Genomic DNA, 20,671 nt, shown 5'->3' with positions numbered 1-20,671 from the left:
GGAGCTCGGCGCGGAGCTCGTCGCCAAGGTCAAGCTCGCGGCCCAGGCCCGGCCGCGGGCGCGGCGGGAGGAGCCGGCGGCGCCGTCGTTGCTGACGGTGGACCCGCGGCTCTCGACGGCGGGGCGGGTCGTCGCGATCGGCGCGTCGACCGGCGGGGTGGAGACGCTGCAGCGCATGCTGACCCGCCTCCCGGCGAGCGCGCCCGCGATTCTTGTCACCCAGCACATGCCGGCGGGCTTCACCTCGTCCTTCGCGCGCCGGCTCGACGCGCAGTGCGCGGTGACGGTGATCGAGGCCACGGACGGGCGGCGGATCCTGCCGGGGCACGTCTACATCGCGCCGGGCTCGCGCCACCTGGAGCTGGCGCGCACCGGGGCGCACTACGCCTGCCGCCTGCACGACGGGCCGCCCGTCTCGGGGCACCGGCCCTCGGTCGACGTGCTGTTCGGCTCGGTGGCGCGGGTGGCGAGGGCCAACGCCGTCGGCCTCATTCTCACGGGCATGGGGCGGGACGGGGCGGCCGGGCTGCTCGAGATGCGGCGCGCGGGCGCGCGCACCTACGGGCAGAGCGAGGCGAGCTGCCTCATCTACGGGATGCCGAAGGCCGCGATGCAGGCGGGCGCGGTGGAGGCGGAGATGCCGGTGGAGCGGCTGACGGAGGAGATCGTCGCCCTGCACCAGCCGGTGCCGGCCTGACGGCGCCGCGGCCGGTCAAGGCCGGGGCGACCGCCGCGGGAGACCGCGCGGGCGCCCCGCGGCGGCGCGGCGTTCAGAGGACGCTCGACCACTCCGCCGGCGCCAGGCGGTAGCCGTTCCCGTCCTTCACGACCGTGCCGTTGGCGGGGAAGGACCAGTGGTAGGCGGCGCAGCGGATCCGGTCCGCGGCGACGCGGTCGAAGACGCGGCGGCGCGTGGCCTCGGCCCCGTTCGGGTCCATGTCGAAGATGACGTGCCAGCCGGGGTTGGTCAGGTTGAACTCGGGGCGCGAGGTGAGGTCGCCGAGGATCATCGCCTGATCGCTGCCGTCGGACAGGTGGTAGGAGGTGTGCCCGGGCGTGTGGCCGGGGGTCGCCATGGCGCGCAGGCCGGGCAGGATCTCGGCGCCGTCCGCCACGCGCTCGACCTTGCCGTCGTAGGGGGCGAAGCGGCGGCGGACGTTGGCGAAGGCGGGGCGCATGGCCTCGGGCGCGCGGCTCGCCTGGGCCTCGTCCATCCAGAAGGCCCATTCGCGCTCGGGCACGAGGATGCGGGCGCGCGGGAAGGCCGCGTTGCCGGCGCCGTCGAGCAGCCCGCCGACGTGGTCGCCGTGGAAGTGGGTGAAGACGACCATGTCGATCGAGCCGGCGTCGATGCCGGCCGCGGCCAGGTTCGCGCCGAGCTGGCCGACGCGGCTGTCGGCCGCGGTCTGCGGGCCGTTGCCGGTGTCGAACATGACCGTGCCGCGGGGGGTGCGGAGGACGGTCACGGTGAAGGGGTTCACCAGCCGCGCGGGGTCGAGGCCCTGGGCGCGCATGGAGGCCGCGACCTCCTCGGGCGAGGCGTTGCGCACGAAGCCCTGGGTCGGGTCCGGCCGGACGGCCTGCCCGTCATGCACCATGGTGACGAGCGACTGCCCGACGCGGAAGCGGTAGAAGCCAGGCGCCTGGGCCGGGGCGAGGCCGGGGGGCGCGGCCGGGGCCGGGGCGGGCGCCGCCTGGGCCGCGGCGTCGCGGGCCGTGGCCAGGAGGGCGGGCGCGGCGAGCCCGGTCGCGATCAGCGTGCGTCGATCCATCGGTGCGTTCCCTTGTCGGTTGGCAACAGTTTTGGATGGCGCGTCCGCGGTCAAGGGCCGCGCGCGAGGGTGACCACCGCCTCGACCCCGGCGGACCAGAGGAACTGGTCGATCGCGACCGCGCGCTCGACGCGCCAGCCGGGGGAGCGGGCGAAGGCGGCGAGGTCGCGCGCGAGGGCCGCGGGGTTGCAGGAGACGTAGACGACGCGCGGGATGGCGGAGCGGGCGAGGATGGCCGCCTGCTCCGCCGCCCCCGCGAAAGGCGGGTCGAGCACGAGGGCGGCGGCGCCGTTCAGCTCGGCCGGCAGGAGGGGCTGGCGGGCGAGGTCGCGCCGCGTGGCCTTGATGCGCGCGCCCGCGCGGCCGGCGGCGGCGTTGAGGGCGGCGACCGCCTCGGGCAGCCCCTCGTAGGCGTCCACCCGGCCGCGGGCGGAGAGCGGCAGGGAGAGGGTGCCGTAGCCGGCGTGCAGCTCGATGAGGCGGGGCTTGCCGGGCATCCGGCGCGGCAGGCCGTCCAGCACGGCCGCGACGATCGCCGCCTCGCCCTCCCGCGTCGCCTGCAGGAAGGCGCCGGGGGCGACGGGGATGAGGTTGCCCGCGAGGAGCGCGGCGGCGGGGCCGTCCTGGGCGGCGATCTCGGGCGCGTCGCGGGTTCCCTCGCGCGACCAGGCGATGCGGGAGATCCCGGCCTGCCCCGCGAAGGCGGCGAGGGTGGCGCGGTCCTTCACGGCGAGGGGGCCGTCGGTGCGGAGCCAGAGGTCGGGGCCGCTGTCGAGGAGGTTCACCATGGCCGAGCCCGCTCGGTGGAGGGCGGCGACGCGGGTCATCAGCGCGCGGAGCGGCGCGACGAGGGCGAGGATGCGGGGGTCGACGACGTGGCATTCCCGCATGTCGAAGGGATCGGCCGCGCCGCGGGCGTGGAAGCCGATGGTGATGCCCTCCGCCCCGCGGCGGATGGCGAGGTCGGCGCGGCGGCGGCTGTTCGGCGGGCTGGCGGCGGCGGGCGCGACCGCGACGCCCGGGAAGCCGCCGCGGGCGAGGGCCTCGGCGACGCGGGCGGCCTTCCAGGCGGCCACGGGCGCGTCCGCCCAGTGCTGCACGACGCAGGCGCCGCAGGTGCCGAAATGGGCGCAGGGCGGCACGACGCGGTCGGGCGAGGGGGTCTCGACGGCTGACAGTGTCGCGGCCCGGCCCTCGCCGCGGGCGGGGCCGGGCTCGGCCTCGACCACCTCGCCGGGCAGGGTGAAGGGCACGAAGACGGGGCGGCGCGCCGCGTCGTGCGCGATGCCGTCGCCGGCGGCGCCGATGGCCTCGATGGTCAGGCGCATGGGGTGTCCCTGAAAAGAGAAGGGGCGGCCCCGCGAGGAGCCGCCCCTTCCGGTCGTGTCCCTCGCGGGATCAGCCGAAGGCGTTGAGGCCGGTCTGGGCGCGGCCGAGGATGAGGGCGTGCACGTCGTGGGTGCCCTCGTAGGTGTTCACCGTCTCGAGGTTCATGACGTGGCGGATGACGTGGTACTCGTCGACGATGCCGTTGCCGCCGTGCATGTCGCGGGACACGCGGGCGATGTCGAGCGCCTTGCCGCAGTTGTTGCGCTTCATGAGGGAGATCATCTCCGGCGCCGCCTTGTGCTCGTCGAAGAGGCGGCCGAGGCGCAGCACGCCCTGCAGGCCGAGCGTGATCTCGGTCTGCATGTCCGCGAGCTTCTTCTGGATAAGCTGCGTCTGGGCGAGGGGCTTGCCGAACATCTTGCGGTTCAGCGTGTACTCGCGGGCCGCGTGCCAGCAGAACTCGGCGGCGCCGAGCGCGCCCCAGGCGATGCCGTAGCGGGCGCGGTTGAGGCAGGAGAAGGGGCCGTTGAGGGACTTCACGTGCGGCAGGCGGTTCTCCTCAGGCACGAAGACCTCGTCCATCATGATCATGCCGGTGGTGGAGGCGCGGAGGGACATCTTGCCCTCGATCTTCGGCGCCGTGAGTCCCTTCATGCCCTTCTCGAGGATGAAGCCGCGCAGCAGTCCCTCGTCATCCTTCGCCCAGACCACGAAGACGTCGGCGATGGGGGAGTTGGTGATCCAGGTCTTCGAGCCGGAGACAAGGTAGCCGCCGTCCACCTTCTTCGCGCGGGTGCGCATGGAGCTCGGGTCGGAGCCGGCGTCGGGCTCGGTCAGCCCGAAGCAGCCGACCCACTCGCCGGTGCGCAGCTTGGGCAGGAACTTGTCCTTCTGCTCCTCGGAGCCGAAGGCGTGGATCGGGAACATGACGAGCGAGGACTGCACGGAGAAGGCGGAGCGGTAGCCGCTGTCCACGCGCTCGACCTCGCGCGAGATGAGGCCGTAAGAGACGTAGCCGACGCCCGCGCAGCCGTGGCTGTCCAGCGTCGCGCCGAGGAAGCCCATCTCCCCGAACTCGTTCATGATCTCGCGGTCGAAGTGCTCCTGCCGGTTGCCCATGAGGATGCGCGGCATGAGCTTGGACTGGCAGAACTCGCGCGCGGCGTCGCGGATCATCCGCTCGTCCTCGGTGAGCTGCTCCTCCAGCAGGAGGGCGTCGTCCCACACGAAGCTGCCCATCTTGCTCTGGACGCGGACCTGCGGGGCCTCCGGCATGACCTGGGTGACGACGTTCATCTCTGCGTTCCTCTCTAGCCGTTCGCGTAAGCGATCCTTGCCCGGCTCATCCTGCCCCAAGGGGCCAGGGATGCGCCATGCCGGGGGAGGGGCGCGTGCCCCTCCCCACGGGATCGTCAGGCCGCCTCGGCCTCGTCGGCGTGCCGGCGGGGGCGCGGCACGGGGATGAGCATGAAGGCGGGGGTCGCGTCGCCGAAGCCGACCACGGGCGGGCCGAGGTCGTCGGGGCGGTGGCGGTAGGCCTCGCGGCGCGGGCGGTCGTCGCGGCGGGGGCGCTCCTCGCGGGCGCGCTCCTCCTGCGACCACTCGCGGCCGGCGTCGCGGTTCACCTCGTCGAGCACGCGGTCGCCGGAGCGGCCCTCGCGGCGGCCTTCCCGGTCGTCGCGGGGCCGGTCATCGCGGGGCCGGTCATCGCGGGGCCGGTCGTCGCGTGGCCGGTCGTCGCGCGAACGGTCCTCGCGGCCGCGGCCGCGGTCCTCGCGCGGGCCGCGGGCGTCACGGGGGGCGCGGTCCTCGCGCGGCGCGCGCTCCTCGCGGGCGGCGGCCTCACGGGGGGCGCGCTCCTCCTCGCGGGCCGGCCGCGCGGCCTCCTCGCGCGCAGGGCGGGGGGCGGCGTCGCGGCGCGGGCGGTCGCGCCCGGCCTCGCCGCCGCGTTCGCGCCGCGGCTCGGCGCGGCCGCGCTCGCCGCGACCGGCGTCGCGGGCCCCGCGCGCGCCGCCGCGTCCGCGGCCGCGGGAGGACTTCAGCCCCTCCTGGATCTCCTCGGCGGAGACGGGGTCGAGGCCGTCGATCGTCATCGGCGGGATGGGACGGCCCGTCAGGGTCTCCACCGCCGCCACCGCCTTCGCCTCGTCGGCGGTGGCGAGGGTGTAGGCGTGGCCCTCGCGCCCGGCGCGGCCCGTGCGGCCGATGCGGTGGACGTAGTCCTCGGCGTGGAAGGGCACGTCGAAGTTGAAGACGTGCGACAGGCCGCCGATGTCGATGCCGCGCGCCGCGACGTCCGAGCAGACGAGGAGCTGGAGCTCGTTGTTCTTGAAGCGCTCGAGCGTCGCGAAGCGCATGGACTGCGCGAGGTCGCCGTGCAGCGCGCCGACGTTGAAGCCGTGGCGCTTGAGGCTCTTGTAGAGGATGTCGACGTCGACCTTGCGGTTGCAGAAGATGAGCGCGTTCTGCACCTGCTGGCTCTTGATGAGGCGGCGCAGCGCCTCGCGCTTGTCGCGCTCCTGCACCCAGACGAGGCCGGCCGTGATGGTGGTCGCGACCGAGGCCGGGGCGGAGACGGTGATCTCGCGCGGGTTCTGCAGGAAGGCGTCGGCCAGGCGGCGGATCTCGGGCGCCATGGTCGCCGAGAAGAACAGCGTCTGGCGCAGCTTCGGCAGCATGGAGACGATGCGCTCGACGTCCGGGATGAAGCCCATGTCGAGCATGCGGTCGGCCTCGTCGATGACGAGGACCTTGCAGTCCGCGAGCAGGATGCGGCCGCGGTCGAAGAGGTCGAGCAGGCGGCCCGGCGTCGCGATGAGGACGTCCACGCCCTTCTCGAGCACCGCCTTCTGCTCGTCCATGCTCTCGCCGCCGATGAGCAGCGCGTGGGTGAGCGTGAGGTGCTTGCCGTACTTCACGAAGTTCTCGGCGACCTGCAGCGCCAGCTCGCGCGTCGGCTCCAGGATGAGGCTCCGCGGCATGCGAGCCTTGGCGCGGGAGCCCGCGAGGATGTCGAGCATCGGCAGGGTGAAGCCGGCGGTCTTGCCGGTGCCGGTCTGCGCGCAGCCGAGGACGTCGCGGCCCATGAGCACGACGGGGATCGCCTGCTCCTGGATCGGGGTCGGGTGGACGTAGCCGGCCTCGGCCACGGCCTGGAGGATGGGGTCGGAGAGGCCGAGATCGGCGAAGGTGACGGGGCGGGTGCCGTCCTCCTCGTCGTCCTCCGGCGCCTCGTCCTCGTCGTCTTCGGCGGAGTCGTCCTCCTCCTCGTCCTCGTCGGACGCCTCCGGCTCGTCGCGGCCGGCCTCGGCGGCCTCGCCCATCTCCATCGCGCGGATGTCGACCGCGGCGGGGTCGGGCGTGCCCTCCGGCGCCTCGGCGGTGGCCGCCTCGGGCGCGGCCGGGAGGGCCTCGACGGGGTCGGCCGAAGAGAAGGCGGCGGGCTCCGCGGCGAAGCCGGCGGCGCTGCCCTCGCCCACCGGGTCGCCGTCGGCGGCGCCCTGGATCGAGCCGGTGGCCCCGCCCTCGGGCTGCGTCTCGGGCGCGCGGTCCTGCGGGGAGGCGTTGCCGGCGGGGGTCTGGTCGTGGTCGGTCGCGGGGTTGGTCAAGCGTGGGTTCCTGTGCCCCCATCGGCCGGTGCGGCGGGTGGGGCGAAAGTCGGGCGGATGGGCCCTGGCCGCGATGTCGGGCCGGGGGCCCTCGGGTCGGGCGCGGGCGGCGTGCCGGATGCGCCCAGCCGGTGGTCCGGCGTGCCGCGCCCGCAGCGCGGACGCACGGCACGCAGCCGCTCGCGCGCGATATGCGCCCGCAACGGCCGGGATGCAAGGAGAGAGGGGGCGGCGCGCGGCCGGCAGGCGGCGGTTGCGCGGCCCCGGAGGGGTGACTAGCACGGGTCATGGACCGCACGCCACTTCTCCTCCTGCCGGGGCTGCTCTGCGACGACCGGCTCTGGCGCGACCAGGTGGAGGGCCTCGCCGACCGGGCCGCGCCGGTGGTCGCCGACCTCACCCTCGATTCGAGCCTCGCCGCCATGGCGGCGCGGGCGGTGGCGGCGATGCCCGGGCGCTTCGCGCTCGCGGGGCTGTCGATGGGCGGCTACGTCGCCCTCGAGGTGATGCGCCAGGCGGGGGCGCGGGTGGAGCGGCTGGCGCTGTTCGACACCTCCGCCCGCCCCGACACGCCGGAGGCGGCGCGGCAGCGGCGCGGGCTGATGGCGCTGACGCGGCGCGGCGCCTTCCGCGGGGTCACGCCCCGGCTGCTGCCGCGCCTGCTCCACCCCGCGAACCTCAACGGGCCGCTGGCGGCGGAGGTGATGGCGATGGCGGAGCGGGTGGGGCGGGACGCCTTCCTGCGCCAGCAGGAGGCCATTCTCGGGCGGCCGGATTCGCGGGGCGACCTCGCCGGGATCGCCGTGCCGACGCTCGTCGTGGCGGGAGAGGAGGACGTGCTCACCCCGCCGGAGCTCGCGCGGGAGATCGCGGCGGGGATCCCGGGCGCCGCGCTCCACCTCGTGCCGGGCTGCGGGCACCTGCCGAGCATGGAAACGCCGGAGGGCCGTCACGGCGCTGCTGCGCGACTGGCTCGGCTGAGGCGGCCCTTCAAGCGCCGCGGGGCGCGCCCTATCTCCACGGGATGAGCACGGTCGGCCGCATCCTCCTCGCGTCGGCGCTGGCGGCGTCGGCGCTGGCGGCGTCGGCGCTTCTCCCCGCCGGCCCGGCGGAGGCGCGGGGCGGCGTCTTCCTGGGCTTCGGGGTGGGCGTCCCGGTCTACCCGGCCTACCCCTATCCCTACCCGCCGCCGGCCTACTACGCGCCGCCCTTCCCGGCCTATCCCGCGCCCTACCCGCCCTATCCGCCGCCCTACCCGGCCTATGCCGCGCCGCGCCCGGCGGGGCAGGCCTGCTACGCGGGGGCCTATGTCTGCCCGCTGGACCGGCCGCTCGCGGCGGGCGACGCCTGCGCCTGCCCAGCGCGGAACGGCCAGCGCGCCTGGGGGCGCGTCGGCAACTAGGCCGGCGACGGGGCGGCCGCCGGCGCGACGAGCAGGCCGGCCGCGTGCAGCCGCCGGCAGAAGGCCAGCGCGCCCTCGCTGAGCGAGGCGGGCGTCGCGCCCTCGGCCAGCCGCTGCGTCCATTCCAGCTCGTCCGGCGAGAGGGGGATCGCGCCTCCGCCCCAGCGCAGCGCCGCGCCGCCCTCCGGCCCGGCGGCGACGTGGTGGAGCACGGTCTCGGCCGTGCGCAGAGGGTCGTCAGGCCCGGGCGAGGGGGCGACGAGGCCGCGGCCGGACAGGGCCGGCCGGTCGGCGGAGAGGCGGTCGAGGAAGCGGAGCAGGACGCGCTCCATCAGCGCCGGCTCGGCGAGCGGCGCGAGGGCGGCGGCGGCGTCGGCGAGCGGCCCCTCCGCCTCGCCGATGCGCCAGCTGCGGAGGCTGCGGCGCAGCGCGGGGTGCTCGGCTTCCAGGAGGTCGACGGCGTCGTGCAGGAGGTCGGCCCAGCAGGGTTCCAGCAGGCCGATCGTGACGTGCAGCGAGGGCTCGCCCGCCGGCTGCGCCGCGGCGTCGTGCAGGGTGCCGCGGGGAACGTAGAGCGCGTCGCCGGGGCGGAGCGTGACCTCCTCCGCCGCGCCGGCGGCGGCGTAGAGGCCGCTGTCCCAGGGGGTGCGGCGCGTGGGCAGCGGGAGGGGCTGGCCGGCGAGGAGGCGCCAGCGCTTCTCGCCGCTCACCTGCAGGACGAGGACGTCGTGCGTGTCGAAATGCGTCTTGAAGCCCTGCGCGCCGGCGGGGGTGAGGTAGACGTTCGCCTGCACCGCGTGGAGGAAGAACTTCTCCAGCCCGCGGCAGAAGCGGGCGAGCGGCGGGTGGGCCTCGTGGAACTGCGAGACCACGAGCGTCGCCCCCGCGTCGAAGCGGCGGAAAAGGCGGTGGGGGTCGATGCGGCCATCGTCCCGCGCGAACTCCTCCGCGGGGACGGAGGCGCTGCCGTTGCGGGCGCTGTCGGCCATGGTCACGGGCGGCGTGCGGGCGCCGGCCGCGAGATAGGCGTCGAGCGCGGCGACGCTGCAGAGGTCGCGGTAGCGGTCCGGGGCCTCCGCGGGGAAGTGGCGCCAGGCGGTGCCCTCCCGGAGGGCCAGCGCGTCCTCGACCTCGAGGGGCGCGAAGGCCAGGCGGAAGGCCCACTCGGTCAGGGTCGGCGGCATCGGGCGGGCCCCGGGAGGGTCAGCGCCAGCCGCGGCCGCGACCGACGCCGTCCGACGGGTCGTTGTCGCTGACGGCGCGGCGGGACGGCGTGCGGTAGGTGCCGCGGCCGCGGCCCGGGCCGTCCGAGGGGTCGTTGTCCGTGGGGCCGCGGTAGGAGGGGGAGGGGCCGAAGCGGCCGTGGCCGACGCCGTCGGAGGGATCGGCGTCGGTGCCCGCACGCCCCGTGGCGTAGGGGCGGCGGTACCCGCCCTGGCCGACGCCGTCCGAGGGATCGGCGTCGGTGGCCGAGCGGCCCGGGGCGTAGACGCGGCGGTGCCCGCCGTGGCCGACCCCGTCCGAGGGGTCTGCGTCCGTCGCGGCCAGGACCGGGCCGGCGGGGTAGCCGGGCGGGGCGGCGAGGCAGCCCGGCAGGGCCGCGCTGGCCGTGCCGATGCCGGCGAGGCGAAGCACGAGCAGGCGGCGGCCGAGGCGGCCATCCTTGGGGGGGGTCTCGGGCGCGTTGTCCGGCGGCATGGATCGATCCTTGTTTCCCCGCAGCATTCGCCGGTTTCGATACGAATCGGTTAAACCGGCGGCCCCTTGGCGGAAACCGGGGGGTGGTCCGCGGCTTTATTCTGGCCGAGGAAACAGCCGAGCCCATGACCAGCGCCAGCCTTGCCGACGACCGCGACGACACCGCGGCCGGGACCATCGTCGAGCCGCGGGAGGCCGCGCGGGCCGCCGGGCTGCGCTACGTGAACGACACCCGGCCCGGCATCACCCGCCACCCCGAGGGCGATGGCTTCGCCTACCGCGACCCCGCGGGCAAGCCGGTGCGCGACGAGGCGACGCTCGAGCGCATCCGCTCGCTCGCGATCCCGCCGGCCTACGCGGAGGTCTGGATCTGCCCGCAGGCCAACGGGCACATCCAGGCGACGGGTCGCGACGCGCGCGGGCGCAAGCAGTACCGCTACCATCCCCGCTGGCGCGAGACGCGTGACGCGACGAAGTACGAGCACATGGCGGAGTTCGCGGCAGCGCTGCCCGCCATCCGCGCGCGCGTCGCGGCCGACCTCCGGCGCCGCGACCTGGCGCGGGAGAAGGTGCTGGCGACGGTCGTGCGCCTGCTCGAGACGACGCTTATCCGCGTGGGCAACGACGACTACGCGAAGGAGAACGGCTCCTTCGGGCTGACCACGTTGCGCAATCGGCACGTCTCCGTGAAGGGCGAGACGATGCGTTTCGCCTTCAAGGGCAAGAGCGGCAAGACCTGGAAGCTCGGCCTGCAGGACCGGCGCGTCGCGCGCGTGGTGCGGGAGTGCCAGGACCTGCCGGGGCAGGAGCTCTTCGCCTATCCCGCGGAGGACGGCACGCTGCACGACGTGACCTCGGGCGACGTGAACGACTACCTCCGGGAGGTCTCGGGGCGCGAGATCACCGCGAAGGACTTCCGCACCTGGGCCGGGACGGTGATGGCCGCGCTGGCGCTGCGCGAGTTCGAGGCCTTCGACAGCCAGGCGGCGGCCAAGCGCAACATCCGGGCGGCGATCGAGCGGGTCTCGTCCCGGCTCGGGAACACGCCGACCGTCTGCCGCAAGTGCTACGTCCACCCCGACCTGCTCGACGGCTACATGGAGGGCAAGCTCGTGCTCGAGATGGCCGAGCGGGCAGAGGAGGAGCTGCGGGACGACCTCGAGGCGCTGCGGCCGGAGGAGGCGGCGGTGCTGGCCTTCTTGGCGGGGCTGAAGAAGGAGAAGCGGGCCGGCGGGAAGCGCGCGAAGGCCTGAGGCGGCGCGCTGCTCCACCGTCACGCCGGCGGCGCGCTATTCCACCTTCGTGCCGGCGGCGCGGATCACGCCCGCCCATTTCGCCGTCTCGTCGCGGATGAAGGCGGCGAACTCCTCGGTCGTGCCGGGCTGGGCGAGGATGCCGATGGCCTCGAGCCGCGAGACGGTCTCGGGCTCGCGGAGCGCCGCGGTGAAGGCGGCGTTGAGGGCCGCGACGGCCGCGGGCGGCGTGCGGGCGGGGGCGACGAGGCCGAACCAGCCGATCGATTCGTAGCCGGGCACGCCCGCCTCGGCGAAGCTCGGCACCTCGGGTAGGCCGGCGATGCGCCGCGCGGTGGTGACGCCGAGAAGGGCGACCTGATCGGTGCCCGCGAGGCCGCTGACGGAGGTGAGGTCGACCATCGCGAGGTCGGTCTGCCCCGCCACCGCCGCGGTCAGCGCCGGCGCGCTGCCGCGGAAGGGCACGCCCTCCGTGCGCAGCCCCGCCATCTGGTTCAGCAGCTCGGTCGAGAGGTGCATGGCCGTGCCGTTGCCGCCGTGCGCGACCGTCAGCGCGCCGGGGCGGGCGCGGGCGGCGGCGAGGAGGTCGGGCAGGGTCCGGAGGCCGAGGCGCGGGCTGGCGACGAGGACGAAGGGGATGCCCGCAAGGAGGGTGACGGGCGCGAGGTCGCGCGCGACGTCGTAGGGCATGGAGGGGTAGAGGCTGGGGTTCACCGCCAGCGCCCCCGCCGCGCCGACGCCGAGCGTGTGCCCGTCCGGCGCCGCCTTGGCCACAGCGTCCATGCCGATGTTGCCGCCGGCGCCGGGGCGGTTGTCGATGACCAGCGGCTGGCCGAGCCGGGCCTCCACGCGGGGCGCGAGGATGCGGCCGATGACGTCGCTGCTCCCGCCCGGCGGGAAGGTGACGACGAGGCGGATCGGGCGGCTGGGGAAGGCGCCCTGGGCCCGCGCGCGGGGGGCCGCGAGGGCGGCGCCGAGGGCGCCGAGGGCGGCGCGACGCGGCCAGGGGCGTGGCGTGTCCATCATGGGCTCCCTCTTCGCCGGTGGCTCAGGCCGCCAGGCGGCGCGCGGCGGGGGCGGCGCCGCGCAGGCGGTCGACCAGCGCGGACGGGTCGGCGGGCGGGGCGTTCCCGCGCCAGGCGACGTGCCAGTCCGGGCGCGAGAGGACGAGGGCGTGGTCGTAGCCGGCCGCCCGGGCCGCCGCCGGGTCGAGGTCGAGCACCCGCAGCGGCATGCCCGCCCGCGCCGCGGCCGCCTCCAGCCCACTTGCGTCGAGCGCGGGGTCGAGGCGGAGGAGGGTGTAGCCCGGCCCCATGGCGTCGAGCAGCGAGCGGCCGTCCGCGAGCCAGAGATGCGGCGTGCGGCAGCCCGGCACGGTGGAGGGGGTGAAGTCGGCCATGGTGTAGGGCGGCGGCTCCGCCCCGTCATGCGCGATGACCGGGGATTGCGGGTAGAAGTAGCCGAAGTTGAGGCCGCCGCAGCAGTACTGCTGCACGTTGAGGTCGTAGGCCTCCTGCCCGAGGCGTGCGCGGGCCGCGTCACCCTCGGGGCCGGGGTCCTCGATGTTGGCGGGGACGCCGCCCCGCTGCCTCATCATGGCGAGGGCGTGGCCCATGGCGAAGCGGGAGACCTGCTCGGTGATCGGGCGCCGCTCCGCCTCGTAGGCGTCGAGCATGGCCTCGCCGGCCCAGCCGCGCAGGACGGCGGCGAGCTGCCAGGCGAGGTTCACGGCGTCGGCGATGCCGGCGTTCATCCCGTAGCCGGCGTAGGGGATCCAGAGATGGGCCGCGTCGCCGCAGAGGAAGGCGCGGCCCTGCCGGAAGCGGTCGGCGACGAGGCGGCGGCCGACCCAGTCCTCCTGGCTGATCACCTCGTACCGGAAGTCCGGGCCGACGCCGAGGATGGTGCGGATGGCCCAGTCCCGGTCGACGGTGTCGAACTCCGTCTCGTGCTCGTGCAGGTGGTTGTGGACGAGCCACTCCTCCCGCCCGTCGATGGCGACGACGGTGCCGCAGCGGCGGGGGTTGAGGGAGAGGAGCATCCAGGCGGGCTCGCCGATCCTCTCGATAAGGTCGGGCGCGCGGATGAAGGTGGACTGGACGCGCTGGACGACCGGCGTGCCCTCGAGCTTCGCGCCCATGCCGCGGCGCACGGTGGAGCGGCCGCCGTCGCAGCCGACGATGTAGCGGCAATGGACGGTGAAGCAATCCCCGTCCTCGGCTCCGGCGAGGGTGGCGCGGACGCCCTCCGCGTCCTCGGCGAACTCCTCGACGACGACCCGGTTCAGCACGCGGATGCCGGGGGTGGCCGCCATGTGGGCGAAGAGGACGGGCTCGAGGAAGGTCTGGTTGATGCGGTGCGGCGGCTCCGGGGTGGGCCACCAGGTGTCGGGGCCGCCGGTCGCGGTGTAGCGGTCGCGGCGGCAGGGGATGGGGATGCGGGAGAGCTCGAGGCCGGTCGCGGTGGTGCGGTAGGCGCAGTCGTTCGGGAAGTCGGCCGGCAGGCCCGCGTCCCGGACGGCGGTTGCGACGCCGAGGCGGCGGAACACCTCCATGGAGCGGGCCGAGACGTGGTTGCACTTCACGTTGGGCGGCTCGCCGGGCGCGCGGCGCTCGGCGACGACGACGTCCACCCCGCGGGAGGCGAGGTCCATGGCCAGCGTCATGCCCACCGGCCCGCTGCCGACCACGAGCACCTCCGCGCGCATTTCCTGCGGCATCGTTCCCGACCCTCTTGCCCGTTCCTCTCGAGGGAGGATGGACGCGGGTCCGGGGGCGGGCAAGGGGGCCTTCAGGGGCGGCGGGTCAGACGTCCACCTCGGCCTCGTCGAGCTTGGAGGCGTTGTCCTGGATGAAGCGGAAGCGGAGCTCCGGCTTGCGGCCCATCAGGGCCTCGATCAGCTCGGCGGTTTCCGCCCGCGCCTCCGGGGGGAGGACGACGCGGAGGAGCGTGCGCTTCTTCGGGTCCATGGTCGTCTCCTTCAGCGACGCCGGCGGCATCTCGCCGAGGCCCTTGAAGCGGCTGACCTCGACCTTCTGGTTCGCCTTGAACTCGCGCTTGAGGATGCGCTCGCGGTCGGCGTCGTCGCGGGCGTAGATCGACTTCGCGCCGTGCTGCAGGCGGTAGAGCGGGGGCTGGGCGAGGAAGACCTTGCCCTCCCGCACCAGGGCCGGAAGCTCCTTGTAGAAGAAGGTCATCAGCAGGGCCGCGATGTGCGCGCCGTCCACGTCGGCGTCCGTCATGACGATGATGCGGCCATAGCGGAGGCGGGCGAGGTCGAAGCGGTCGCCGATGCCGCAGCCGAGCGCCTCCACGAGGTCGCGCAGCTCCTGGTTGCCGCGGAGCTTCTCGGTGCTGGCCGACGCCACGTTCAGGATCTTGCCGCGGAGCGGCAGCACGGCCTGAGTCACGCGGTCGCGCGCCTGCTTGGCGGAGCCGCCGGCGCTGTCGCCCTCCACGAGGAAGAGCTCGGTCGTCTCGGCGTTCTCGGAGGAGCAGTCGGCGAGCTTGCCGGGCAGGCGGAGCCGGCGCGTCGCGGTCTTGCGCGGGGTGTCCTTCTGCTCCTTGCGGCGGATGCGCTCCTCGGCGCGCTCGATCGCCCAGGAGAGGAGGTTGTCGGCGTTGCGGGTGTCGCCGGTCAGCCAGTGGTCGAAGTGGTCGCGCAGCCCCGCCTCGACGAGGCGCGCGGCCTCGGGGGAGGTGAGCTTGTCCTTCGTCTGGCCCTGGAACTGGGGTTCCCGCACGAAGACGGAGACCATGCCGGCGAGGCCGCCGAAGAGGTCCTCGGCCGTCACCGTCGCCGCGCGCTTCTCCTTGCGGAGTTCGCCATAGGCGCGCAGGCCCTTCACCAGCGCCGCGCGGAAGCCGGCCTCGTGGGTGCCGCCCTGGGGGGTCGGGATGGTGTTGGCGTAGGTCGAGAGGAAGCCCTCGCCCTGCTCGAGCCAGGTGGCCGCCCACTCCGCGCGGCCGGCGCCGCCCGGGAAGGTCGTCTCGCCCGCCCAGGGGGTGGGGATGACGGCGGGCTTTCCGTCGATCGCCGCCGCCAGGTAGTCGGTCAGCCCTCCCGGGAAGTGCAGCGTGGCCTGGGCGGGGGTCTCGTCCTTGATGAGGCGCGGGTCGCAGGACCAGCGGATCTCCACGCCCTTGTAGAGATAGGCCTTGGACCGGCAGAAGCGGTAGAGCCGCTGGGCGAGGAACAGCTGCTTGCCGAAGATGTCGGGGTCCGGCCGGAAGCGGATGGTGGTGCCGCGGCGGTTGTGGACGGGGCCCGCGTTCTTCAGCTTGCCCAGCGGTTTCCCGCGCGAGTAGCTCTGGGTGAAGAGGGTCCGGTCGCGCGCGACCTCGACGTCCATGCGCTCGGAGAGGGCGTTGACGACCGAGGAGCCGACGCCGTGCAGGCCGCCCGAGGTGTCGTAGGCCTTGCCCGAGAACTTGCCGCCGGAGTGGAGGGTGGTGAGGATTACCTCCAGCGCCGAGAGCTTGGGGAACTTCGGGTGGGGGTCGACCGGGATGCCGCGGCCGTTGTCGCGCACCGTCAGCCAGTTGTCGGGCTCAAGCGTGACCTCGATGCGGTCGGCGTGGCCGGCCACCGCCTCGTCCATGGCGTTGTCGATCACCTCGGAGGCGAGGTGGTGGAGCGCGTTCTCGTCCGTGCCGCCGATATACATGCCGGGGCGGCGGCGAACGGGCTCGAGCCCCTCCAGCACCTCGATGTCGGCCGCGGAGTAGGATTGCGGGGCGAGGCCCTTGGGGCGTCCGCCGAAGAGATCGTTCATGACTTGTTCTGGTCCCCTGGCCCAAAATAGCCATGCGGGGGGCCATATGCAACCGCCGCCGTAACCCTTGCGGGCCGCGGCGGCGGGGGTGTTACCTCAGGGCCGCGACGGGCTCCGTTCCTGCGCTAGTTCTTGCCCTGCAGGTGGGCCTCGATCATCCAGAGGGACTTGTCGACGACGCGGGAGACCTGGGTGAGCAGGTCGGAGGTGTCGGCGTCGCCGGCCTCGTCGGTGGTGTCGATGCCCTCGCGCAGGTTCTTGGCGAGCTGGGCGTAGCGCTCGGCCAGCGCCTGGCAGTGGTCGAGGCCGTCGAGAAGGTTCGCGTCGTAGGCCGAGATCCGCGTGCGGGCGCCGACCCCCTGGGTGGTGCCGTCCGGGATGCCGCCGAGCTGTACGGCGCGCTCGGCCAGCTCGTCCGACTGCTCCGAGAGGAGGCCGTAGAACTCCTCGAACATCTTGTGCAGGCCGTAGAAGTGGCTGCCCTTGACGTTCCAGTGGGCCTGGCGGGTCGCGTTGGTGGCGTCGATCGTGTCGGCCAGCACGGCGTTCAGGGTGGCGATGCTGACGGCCTTGGCGTTGCCGGGCGTGTCGTTCCGGGTCTCGAGGCGGGGCTTGTCGGACTGGGTCTTGGCCATGGCGGGCTCCTGGGTTGGTTTGACCGGGGCGGGATCGATCTGGGACGCGTCCCGCGCTCGGGAAGGCGAATGCCGGCGGGGGGGTGAAGGTTTCCGCCGCGCTGCTGGGCTGAGCGGGCCGCATGGCCCCGGGCGGGCGGGGCGCGCGCTGGCCCGCCGGCGGGCGCGTGCTAGGCTTGGCCGGGAGCGGCCGGGGCAGGGCCCGGGCTGGGAACGAAGAGGAGGAACGATCATGACGACGAACCGTCGGGCGGTGCTGGGCGCCGCGCTTCCCCTGGGCGCCGCCGGGATGGGGGCCGCCCTGGTGGCGGCGCCGGGCGAGGCCGCGGCGCAGGTGGCGAGCGGGCCGCGCACCCTCTTCGAGGTGCCGCCGACCACCATTCCCGTCGCCGGCAGCGAGATGCGCTTCCCGGTGCGGCGCATCTACTGCATCGGCCGCAACTACGCCGCCCACGCGCGCGAGATGGGGTCCGACCCCAACCGCGAGCCGCCCTTCTTCTTCCAGAAGCCGACCGACGCGATCCAGTTCGTCGCGCCGGGGACGGTCGGGGACCATCCCTACCCGCCGCTGACGCGGAACTACCACTACGAGGTGGAGCTGGTGGCGGCGCTGAAGTCGGGCGGGCGGAACATCCCGATCGACCGGGCGCTGGACCATGTCTACGGCTACGCGGTGGGCCTCGATATGACGCGGCGCGACCTGCAGCGGGCGCTCGGCGACGAGAAGAAGCCCTGGGAGATCGGCAAGAGCTTCGACCGCTCCGCCCCCATCGGGCCGATCCACCCGGTCGAGCGCGTCGGGCACTTCAAGGACGGCGCCATCTCGCTCGCGGTGAACGGGACGGTGAAGCAGAGCTCCGACCTCAAGAACATGATCTGGAGCGTGGCCGAGCAGATCTCGAAGCTGTCCGAGGCCTTCGAGCTGAAGGCGGGCGACATCATCTACTCCGGCACGCCCGAGAACGTGGGGCCGGTGGTGGCCGGGGACGTCATGCTCTGCAAGATCCAGGGGCTGCCGGACCTCTCGGTGCGGGTCACGCCGCCGCTGGCGTGAGCCAGAGGGCGCGGCGGGGACGGCTCGACGCCCTCGCCGCCGGCGCCGGGCGGGGCCGCCGGGGCTCGCGCGACCGCCCGGGACAGGGTGCGGGCGATGCCGAGCCTTCGAACCTTCCCGCGCGGTACCGCAACGGAGGGCGATCCCGGAGGCTGGAGCGCCGGCCGTTGAACAGGGGAAGGGGAAGCCATGACCACGCCGACGCCCAAGCACTCCAAGAGAACCCATATCGGCAACCATCTGCTCCATCCCGAGACGCAGATGATGAACTACGGCTACGACCCCGCCCTGTCCGAGGGGGCGGTGAAGCCGCCGGTCTTCCTGACCTCGACCTTCGTGTTCCGCACCGCCGAGGACGGGCGCGACTTCTTCGACGTGGTGTCGGGCCGGAAGGAGCTGCCGCCCGGCGAGAGCGCGGGGCTGGTCTACTCGCGCTTCAACCACCCCAACAGCGAGATCGTGGAGGACCGGCTCGCGGTGTTCGAGGGGGCGGAGAACTGCGCCCTGTTCTCGTCGGGCATGTCGGCCATCTCGACCATGCTGCTGGCCTACATGCGCCCGGGCGACGTGGTGCTCCACTCGCAGCCGCTCTACGGCGGCACGGAAACGCTGCTGACCAAGACCCTCCTTCCCTTCGGCATCGGCGCGGCGGGCTTCGAGGACGGGCTGGACGAGGCGGTGGTGCGGGCGGCGGCGGAAGGGGCCCTGCGCAAGGGCCGCGTCTCGATGATCCTGGTGGAGACGCCTGCCAACCCGACCAACAACGTGGTGGACCTGGCCGTGATGCGACGGGTCGCCGCGCTCATCGGCGAGCGGCAGGGCCATGTCCCGGTGATCGCCTGCGACAACACCATGCTCGGGCCGGTGTTCCAGCGCCCGCTCCAGCACGGGGCGGACGTCTCGCTCTACAGCCTGACGAAGTACGTGGGCGGCCATTCCGACCTCATCGCCGGCGCCGCCATGGGCTCGCGCGCGGTGATGAAGCCCATCCGGGTGCTGCGCGGGGCGATCGGCACGCAGCTCGACGCGCATTCCTGCTGGATGCTCGGGCGCTCGCTCGAGACGCTCAGCCTGCGCATGGAGCGCGCCGACCGGAACGCGCACGTCGTGGCCGAATTCCTGCGCGAGCACGCGAAGGTCACGAAGGTGCACTACCTTCCCTTCAACCCACCGGGCTCGGCCGCCGCGCGGGTTTCGGCGGCGCAGTCGACCGGTGCGGGCTCGACCTTCTCCTTCGACATCGCGGGCGGCCAGGAGGCGGCGTTCCGGTTCCTCAACGCGCTGCAGATCTTCAAGCTGGCGGTCAGCCTGGGCGGCACGGAATCCCTGGCGAGCCTGCCGGCGAGCATGACCCATTCGGGCGTGCCCGCCGCCGTGCGGGAGCGCATGGGCGTCCTGGAATCCACCATCCGCCTCTCCATCGGAGTCGAGCACCCGGACGACCTGGTGGCGGACCTCGCCCAGGCGCTGGCGATGGCCTGAGGCGGCCGCCGTCCCCGTCAGCCTGCGCGCGGTCCCTCAGACCGGAAGCTGCACGAAGCGCTCCGCCTCGGGCTGGGTGCCCTCGATCTGGAAGGCGACGGCGGCGGCGAGGATGGCGTGGTCGGCCTCGCTCAGCCGCGCCTGCTCGCGCAGGTGGTCCGTCCAGGAGCCGACGGCCCAGAGCTCCACGTAGCGCTCGGGATGGGCCACGTCCTCGTAGAGGCGCCAGACGATGGCACCGGCGCGGAGCCGCACGCCGCGCACCTCCGCCATGGCCGCGAGGAAGGCGCTCCGCGAGGCGGTGGGCACGGCGTAGCGGACGGATTCCAGCACCCGCCCCTCGTCCCCCCGGAGCGCCGGGAGGAGGTCGGGGTCGGGCGCCTCCGGCAGGGGCTCGGTCAGGTGGGCGGCGGGGGGCGCGACGGGGGCGGCCTCCAGCGGCAGGTGGCGGGTGAGGAGCGCGAGGGCGATGCTCGCGGCGCCGAAGGCGAGGAGGGTGGCGGGGATGCCGATGAACTCGCCGCCGATGCCGGCGAGCGTCGAGCCGAGCGCCAGCGCCCCGAAGGTGCAGACCTGGAACAGCCCGATGGCCCGCGCCCTGACCCAGGGCCGCGCCGCGAGCTGCGAGGAGGCCGAGAGAGTGGAGGTCATCCCCAGCCAGGCCGCGCCGTAGAGCAGCATGGAGAAGCCCGCCGGCGCCCAGTGGCGGGAGAGGCCGAGCAGGATGATGGCGATGCCGACCCCGCAGGTGCAGGCGACGACCGTGTCCGAGCGCGACAGGCGGTTGCGCAGCGCCGGCAGGAAGAAGCTGCAGGCCACCGCCCCCACCCCCATGGCGCCGAGCATGAGCCCGAAGGCGGCCGGGCCGAGGCCGAGGCGGAAGCGCACGATGAGCGGCAGCAGGCCCCAGACGGCCGAGCCCGCGAAGAAGGCGAGGGTGGAGCGGATGATGACGCCGCGCATGACGGGGCTGGCCAGGACGTAGCGCACGCCGCTCTGGATGGCCGGCAGCAGCCGCTCCTTCGGCGTCGTCTCGACCTCCGGCACGCGCTTCCAGAGGAAGAGGGCGGTGATGAGGACGAGGAAGCAGGCGGCGTTGAGGCCGAAGGCGACCTGCGCCCCCGCCCAGCCCAGCACCACGCCGCCGACCGCGGGGCCGATGGCGCGGGCGAGGTTGAAGCCCATGGCGTTGAGCACGATCGCCTGCACGAGGTCGCCCCGCGGGACGAGCTCGGGCGTGGTGGCGGCGAAGGCCGGGAAGTTCGCGGCCGCCCCGATCCCGATGCAGAAGGTGAGCGCGAGCAGGCCCCAGGGGCCGAGCAGCCCCGCCGCCGTCAGGCCGCAGAGGACGAGGGCGGTGGCGAAGATCCAGAGCTGCGTGCCCAGCAGGAAGCGCTTGCGGTCCATGATGTCCGCCAGCGCCCCCGCCGGCAGGGCGAAGAGGAAGACCGGCAGGAGGGAGGCGACCTGCACGAGGCTCACCATGACCGGCGAGGGCGAGAGCGAGGTCATCAGCCACCCCGCCCCGGTGCTCTGGATCCAGCCGCCGATGTTGCTCACCAGGGTGGCGAGCCAGAGGGTGCGGAAGGCAGGATGGCGGAAGGGAAGGAAGGCGGCGGGGGCTTGCATGGGGGACGGGAGGGACCGGAGGCTGCTCCTTACC

17 protein-coding genes are annotated in these 20,671 nt (G+C 74.3%); 6 read left to right on the top strand and 11 right to left on the bottom strand.

Annotated elements, in window-relative coordinates; all coding sequences use genetic code 11:
* Positions 1–697, top strand: a 697-nt coding sequence (locus EAH89_RS24065) for a chemotaxis protein CheB (protein WP_277753887.1), incomplete at its 5' end; no start/stop codon positions are given.
* Between the two features lie 73 nt (positions 698–770).
* Here EAH89_RS24065 and EAH89_RS24060 read toward each other — a convergent pair.
* The 4 genes from EAH89_RS24060 to EAH89_RS24045 all read right to left on the bottom strand — a co-directional run bounded on the left by EAH89_RS24060 (position 771) and on the right by EAH89_RS24045 (position 6,424).
* Complete coding sequence (locus EAH89_RS24060) at positions 771–1,772, bottom strand: MBL fold metallo-hydrolase (RefSeq protein ID WP_140886249.1); 1,002 nt, start codon at positions 1,770–1,772, stop codon at positions 771–773.
* A gap of 50 nt (positions 1,773–1,822) precedes the next feature.
* Positions 1,823–3,100: a class I SAM-dependent RNA methyltransferase gene (locus tag EAH89_RS24055; RefSeq protein WP_194152364.1), complete on the bottom strand. Its 1,278-nt coding sequence runs from the start codon at positions 3,098–3,100 to the stop codon at positions 1,823–1,825.
* A 70-nt stretch (positions 3,101–3,170) separates the two neighbouring features.
* Positions 3,171–4,376 (bottom strand): acyl-CoA dehydrogenase, encoded by a 1,206-nt coding sequence (locus tag EAH89_RS24050; protein WP_170182849.1) that lies wholly within the window; start codon positions 4,374–4,376, stop codon positions 3,171–3,173.
* A 137-nt stretch (positions 4,377–4,513) separates the two neighbouring features.
* Positions 4,514–6,424: a DEAD/DEAH box helicase gene (locus tag EAH89_RS24045; RefSeq protein ID WP_408906320.1), complete on the bottom strand. Its 1,911-nt coding sequence runs from the start codon at positions 6,422–6,424 to the stop codon at positions 4,514–4,516.
* Between the two features lie 572 nt (positions 6,425–6,996).
* On the opposite strand from EAH89_RS24045, the gene EAH89_RS24040 reads away from it, so the two are divergent.
* Entirely contained in the window at positions 6,997–7,737 is a 741-nt protein-coding gene (locus EAH89_RS24040; protein WP_338325546.1) for an alpha/beta fold hydrolase, read from the top strand.
* Positions 7,734–8,111 carry a hypothetical protein gene (locus EAH89_RS24035; protein WP_140886248.1) on the top strand — a complete coding sequence of 126 codons (378 nt, stop codon included), beginning with the start codon at positions 7,734–7,736 and terminating at the stop codon, positions 8,109–8,111. Before EAH89_RS24040 ends, EAH89_RS24035 begins: the two co-directional genes overlap by 4 nt.
* Here EAH89_RS24035 and EAH89_RS24030 read toward each other — a convergent pair.
* Together EAH89_RS24030 and EAH89_RS31490 are read right to left on the bottom strand one after the other, a co-directional pair.
* Complete coding sequence (locus EAH89_RS24030; protein WP_161993732.1) at positions 8,108–9,295, bottom strand: cupin domain-containing protein; 1,188 nt, start codon at positions 9,293–9,295, stop codon at positions 8,108–8,110. The genes EAH89_RS24035 and EAH89_RS24030 overlap by 4 nt on opposite strands.
* A 19-nt stretch (positions 9,296–9,314) precedes the next feature.
* Positions 9,315–9,809, bottom strand: coding sequence for a hypothetical protein (locus tag EAH89_RS31490; RefSeq protein ID WP_161993731.1), 495 nt, complete (start codon positions 9,807–9,809; stop codon positions 9,315–9,317).
* 125 nt (positions 9,810–9,934) lie between these two features.
* Here EAH89_RS31490 and EAH89_RS24025 point away from each other — a divergent pair, with 125 nt between their 5' ends.
* Complete coding sequence (locus tag EAH89_RS24025) at positions 9,935–11,062, top strand: DNA topoisomerase IB (protein ID WP_140886246.1); 1,128 nt, start codon at positions 9,935–9,937, stop codon at positions 11,060–11,062.
* 36 nt (positions 11,063–11,098) lie between these two features.
* On the opposite strand, the gene EAH89_RS24020 is transcribed toward EAH89_RS24025, so the two are convergent.
* The 4 genes from EAH89_RS24020 to dps form a co-directional block, all read right to left on the bottom strand.
* The gene (locus tag EAH89_RS24020) at positions 11,099–12,085 is read right to left on the bottom strand and encodes a Bug family tripartite tricarboxylate transporter substrate binding protein (protein WP_206667659.1); all 987 of its coding nucleotides are present in this window, start codon (positions 12,083–12,085) and stop codon (positions 11,099–11,101) included.
* Positions 12,086–12,110: 25 nt separating this feature from the next.
* On the bottom strand, positions 12,111–13,781 hold the full coding sequence (locus tag EAH89_RS24015; RefSeq protein ID WP_140886244.1) for an FAD-dependent oxidoreductase: 1,671 nt from the start codon (positions 13,779–13,781) through the stop codon (positions 12,111–12,113).
* An 85-nt stretch (positions 13,782–13,866) separates the two neighbouring features.
* Positions 13,867–15,837, bottom strand: a complete 1,971-nt coding sequence (gene parE / locus EAH89_RS24010) for a DNA topoisomerase IV subunit B (protein ID WP_140886243.1) — start codon at positions 15,835–15,837, stop codon at positions 13,867–13,869.
* A 125-nt stretch (positions 15,838–15,962) separates the two neighbouring features.
* Positions 15,963–16,472 carry a DNA starvation/stationary phase protection protein Dps gene (gene dps / locus EAH89_RS24005; protein WP_140886242.1) on the bottom strand — a complete coding sequence of 170 codons (510 nt, stop codon included), beginning with the start codon at positions 16,470–16,472 and terminating at the stop codon, positions 15,963–15,965.
* A 232-nt stretch (positions 16,473–16,704) separates the two neighbouring features.
* Between dps and EAH89_RS24000 the strand changes: the two genes are divergently transcribed.
* Together EAH89_RS24000 and EAH89_RS23995 are read left to right on the top strand one after the other, a co-directional pair.
* Positions 16,705–17,526 carry a fumarylacetoacetate hydrolase family protein gene (locus EAH89_RS24000; protein WP_338325545.1) on the top strand — a complete coding sequence of 274 codons (822 nt, stop codon included), beginning with the start codon at positions 16,705–16,707 and terminating at the stop codon, positions 17,524–17,526.
* Between the two features lie 189 nt (positions 17,527–17,715).
* Positions 17,716–19,008, top strand: a complete 1,293-nt coding sequence (locus EAH89_RS23995; RefSeq protein WP_140886241.1) for a cystathionine gamma-synthase family protein — start codon at positions 17,716–17,718, stop codon at positions 19,006–19,008.
* Positions 19,009–19,044: 36 nt separating this feature from the next.
* On the opposite strand, the gene EAH89_RS23990 is transcribed toward EAH89_RS23995, so the two are convergent.
* On the bottom strand, positions 19,045–20,637 hold the full coding sequence (locus EAH89_RS23990) for an MFS transporter (RefSeq protein WP_140886240.1): 1,593 nt from the start codon (positions 20,635–20,637) through the stop codon (positions 19,045–19,047).
* Positions 20,638–20,671: the final 34 nt, after the last annotated feature.

This window comes from Muricoccus nepalensis, assembly GCF_006438825.1.
Taxonomy (GTDB): Bacteria; Pseudomonadota; Alphaproteobacteria; order Acetobacterales; family Acetobacteraceae; genus Roseomonas; species Roseomonas nepalensis.
Note: the sequence above shows the minus strand (reverse complement) of the source record. Positions and strands in the feature narration are given on the sequence as shown.